The following is a 3,964-nucleotide window of genomic DNA, read 5'->3' on the forward strand; positions in this document are numbered from 1 at the left end:
AGCGGATTTGATTATGGCCGCGCTCGAACGGCTCGGCGCGGCGCCGGCGGTTGTGCTGGGCCACTCCTGGGGCGCATCCGTGGCGGTGGCGCTGGCGCTCCGGCATCCGAATGCGGTGCGCGGTATCGTACTCGCATCCGGCTATTACTATCCATCGGTTCGCCCCGATCTGGCGCTCGTCTCTGCCGCGGCCGTGCCGCTGTTGGGAGACGCCGCCTGCTACACCCTGGTTCCCCTCGTCAGCAGGCTGGTCTGGCCCCTCCTGATGCGCATGATCTTCGGCCCGGCTTCCATGCCGACGAAGTTCCGGCGCTTTCCCAAGGAAATGGCTGTGCGCCCGTCCCAAATTCGTGCCGTGGCGGCGGAATCGGCCCTGCTGATCGCGGCGGCAGTCAGCGCGTCCGGCAAGTATTCGAGGCTGAGGATGCCGGTCGCGGTCGTCGCCGGAGCCGAAGACCGCCTGATCGACCCCAGGAAGCAGTCCTGCCGGCTGCATCGTGCCGTCGCCCACAGCACGTTCAGGCCGGTCTCGGGGGCCGGCCATATGGTGCACCAGACCGATCCCGAAGCGATCATGGCGGCGATAGACGAGGTATTCGCGCGGGCGGACGCCCGCCAAATTGTGGACGGCTAATTGCCCGCGAGCCCAGTCCACCGTCCTGGCGGCACGCACCGCGCAATTGTGCCGAGCACGCTTGCGGCCCGTGGATCGGCCGGAACTGAAACCGCGCCGCAGGGTTTTATAGTTCCGGCGTCGAGAGGTGCTCGCGCACGATGCGAAGCTCCGATCCATCTGGCGTGACGCCCAAACACAAGCACATCGGCAGCGCATGATCGAAGAAGAGCAGCACCAACTCGTGTGCGGAACCTGCAGCCGGTTGGGGCAAGCGGAGCATGAAATTCAAACGCATCGCATTATCGGCGAGCGACTGGCGCGGCTCATGGGCATCCCCTACGAGCGGGAACCGAGCGGAGACGCTCGCAAGCGCTACTTGGTGCCGAGTGACACCGTGATCGGCCTCGCTGAAGCGAACAGGCTGGGCATCGCGCGAGAAGGCGACCTGTTCGGCGGTGTAGTTGCGCAGCCCTTTCTCGCCACGAAAGCCATCACGCATCCGCTGATCGAGCCGGCGGCGGCCGCGCCCGAAGGCTGGAGCCATGCCTTTGGCGCGGCAACGGGCAAGGTCGTGCTGGATGGTTTTACGGCATTCTCGGCGAGCGATGCCCGTCGCGCCGGGACACGCCTGCTGCGGGAGGGTGCCGTCCGGATCAAGCGAACGGGCGGCAAGGGCGGCAGCGGCCAGGCCCGCGTTTCGGATGCAGCGGCGCTGGAACGAGCGCTCGCCGGAATCGATCCCGGGGAAATCGCGAGCACCGGCATCGTGCTGGAGCAGGATCTTTCGGAGGTCACGACCTTCAGCGTGGGCCAGGTCCAGGCGGCCGGCCTGGCGATCAGCTATTGCGGGACGCAGCAGCTGACCGAGGACAATCGAGGGGAAACCGTCTATGGCGGCTCGGTTCTCGATGTCGTGCGCGGCGGGTGGGATGCGCTCCTGGCCCTGCCGCTTTCCGATCGGGAGCGTATCGCCGTCGCACATGCCCGGCGCTACGACGAGGCAGCACGTTCCTGTTTCCCGGGATTTTTCGCCACCCGCCGAAACTACGATGTCGCACTCGGGACGGACAGCAGCGGGCGCAGAAGATGCGGCGTGCTGGAGCAATCCTGGCGGCTGGGCGGCGCCACGCCGGCCGAGATCCTCGCCATAGAGGCGTTGAAACGCGATCCGGCGCTGGCCGGGATCGGGGCGTCCACGGCCGAAATCTATGGCGGGGCCGACGCTGTTCCGCCCCACGCCGTAGTCTTCTTTCGCGGCGATGATCCCGAAGTCGGGCCGATCACGAAAATCGCATGGCTGGAACATGGCGGCACATAAGCGCGAGATCGAAATTGCCGTCGGAGGGCAGAGGATCGGCGGAACGGTCCTGACGCCCGAGACGAAAGTACCCGGTCTGCTCTTCGTGCATGGATGGGGCGGCAGCCAGGAGCAGGACATGATGCGCGCCGGGTCCATCGCCGCGCTCGGCTGCGTCTGTCTCACCTTCGACATGCGCGGCCACGCGTCGACCGAGGAGCAGCAACAGACGGTGACGCGTGAGGAAAATCTGGCGGACGTCCTCGCCGCCTACGACATGCTGGCCGGCCAACCCTCCGTCGAACATGGCGAGATTGCGGTGATCGGGAGCAGCTATGGCGCCTATCTCGCAGCCATACTTACGAGTCTCCGCCCGGTTCGATGGTTGGCGTTACGTGTCCCGGCGCTTTACCGCGACGAGCAGTGGGAGACGCCCAAATGGGCGCTCGACAGGGAAGACCTGGATGCCTACCGGCACAGTCTCGTCTCAAGCTCGGAGAACCGCGCGCTGGCTGCCTGCACGAAGTTCCTGGGCGACGTGCTGCTGGTCGAATCCGAGCATGACGACCGCATCCCCCATCAGACGGTTCTGAACTACAGGCGTGCATTCTCGAACGTGCGTTCGCTCACCTACCGCATGATCGGCGGCGCCGACCACGCGCTGTCGGACGAGACCTGCCGCAACGCCTATGGCTCGCTTCTGACAGGCTGGATAACGGAAATGATCCTCGGTGCGCGCAGCTGATGCACCTGAGCCAAGACCGGCAGGCGCCTGCTTTCGATCGGCAGCACCCGCGCAAGCCGGCTCTTTCTCAGCCTCGCTTTCGCAGCGCCGCTCGCATGATCGTGCGTTCGCGCGACAAAGGTGCCCGGTTCGGCTTGCGCAAGGAGCCGGGCGTGGCAAAGGTCAGAGCTGCTCGGCGGGCATTCTGTTTTTCCCGCTGAGCGCCGCGCCGATCGTCAGCAACTGCGGCAATGCCGTAACCGAAATTTGCATCCCGGCCCGGCCGACGGGGCTGAGCGCAATCGACGCGAACGCAGCCGCGGAGCGGACCCGCAGTTCGAACAGCCTGCGCCATGCCCGTGCGTAGCGCGCTCCGGCCAGCTTTCGCGACGCCGGATCGCGCGGACGCGTCTCGGCGAGCGCCGACGCCAGCAGCCATGCCGACTGGATCGCCATCGTGATGCCCTCGGCGACGATCGGATGGCACTCGCCGGCGCTGTTGCCGACGCGGAAGATGTCATCGGCATAGCCGGCCCGGATGCCGGGGCGTATCGGCCCCGCCGCAAGCCAGCGCCCGTCGAGCGTGGCGCCGCCGATCGCTTCACGCACGCCGCGGCAAGCGTGCATCATGTGTCGGGACAGGGCTTCGCCCGCGGTCAAGTTGCCGTACCTCTGGCGAACCATTCCCAGCATGTCGCGCCGGATGCAGCAGGAGAGCGACAGCCGCCTCCGATCCGCCCATACCAGGCCGCCATAGCCGCCCGGAAAGACGATCAGGGGCATCAGGTCGGGGCGGAGCGAAGCGTGCAGGAAATGAGCCTTGAAGCCAAGCAGGTCGCGGGGGCGGTTCACCCTGTCCGGCTGGCTCGGCAACTTTCCCGTCTCCCACGAGCCGTGCGCCGCGATGATGACGGGAGCGGTCAGAACCGCCTGCCGGCCCTTGCCGTCGATCAGCACCGACTGGACCACCCCGTGCTTTTCGACCGAAACCGCGCGCCAGGGCTGGAACACCTCGACGCCGGCCGCGCGCGCCTGCTCCAGCAGCGCGTGGTCGAGGACGTCGCGCCCCAGCGCTCGCCCGAAAGCCCCGGATCTTGCGGCCGGCATCGGCGCTTCGGCGACCCCGTGGCCACAGAAGAGGCCTACGCGACGGATCTCGGGCCCGGCCCCGGCTCGCCACAGGGCGCCGACCCCCAGCCTGTCGAGCAGGGGGATGTTCGTTGCCGAGATGAACTCGCCGCAGACCTTCTTGCGCGGAAAGACGCTTTTCTCGACGACCGCCACCTGCCATCCGCGTTGCGCGAGCAGAAGCGCGGTGGTCGAACCG

4 protein-coding genes are annotated in these 3,964 nt (G+C 67.1%); 3 read left to right on the forward strand and 1 reads right to left on the reverse strand.

Features of this window, described 5'->3' with window-relative positions:
- From VFT73_RS13505 to VFT73_RS13515, 3 genes are all read left to right on the forward strand, one after another.
- A partial coding sequence (locus tag VFT73_RS13505) for an alpha/beta hydrolase (protein ID WP_326412236.1) occupies positions 1 to 634 on the forward strand: 634 nt, incomplete at its 5' end.
- A 196-nt stretch (positions 635 to 830) separates the two neighbouring features.
- Complete coding sequence (locus tag VFT73_RS13510; RefSeq protein ID WP_326412239.1) at positions 831 to 1,934, forward strand: DUF3182 family protein; 1,104 nt, start codon at positions 831 to 833, stop codon at positions 1,932 to 1,934.
- A complete protein-coding gene (locus tag VFT73_RS13515) occupies positions 1,921 to 2,658 on the forward strand; it encodes an alpha/beta hydrolase family protein (protein WP_326412243.1) in 738 nt (245 codons plus the stop codon). The genes VFT73_RS13510 and VFT73_RS13515 overlap by 14 nt, the downstream gene beginning before the upstream one ends.
- Before the next feature lie 162 nt (positions 2,659 to 2,820).
- On the opposite strand, the gene VFT73_RS13520 is transcribed toward VFT73_RS13515, so the two are convergent.
- On the reverse strand, positions 2,821 to 3,964 hold a 1,144-nt coding region (locus VFT73_RS13520; protein WP_326412247.1), incomplete at its 5' end, for an NAD(P)/FAD-dependent oxidoreductase.

The sequence above is a fragment of the Sphingomonas sp. genome, assembly GCF_035758555.1.
Lineage (GTDB): Bacteria > Pseudomonadota > Alphaproteobacteria > Sphingomonadales > Sphingomonadaceae > Sphingomonas_B.

Bases quoted from the DNA above. Each gene is read 5' to 3' on its own strand.
- VFT73_RS13515 (WP_326412243.1), top strand. From the start codon at position 1,921: ATGGCGGCACATAAGCGCGAGATCGAAATTGCCGTCGGAGGGCAGAGG.
- VFT73_RS13510 (WP_326412239.1), top strand. From the start codon at position 831: ATGATCGAAGAAGAGCAGCACCAACTCGTGTGCGGAACCTGCAGCCGG.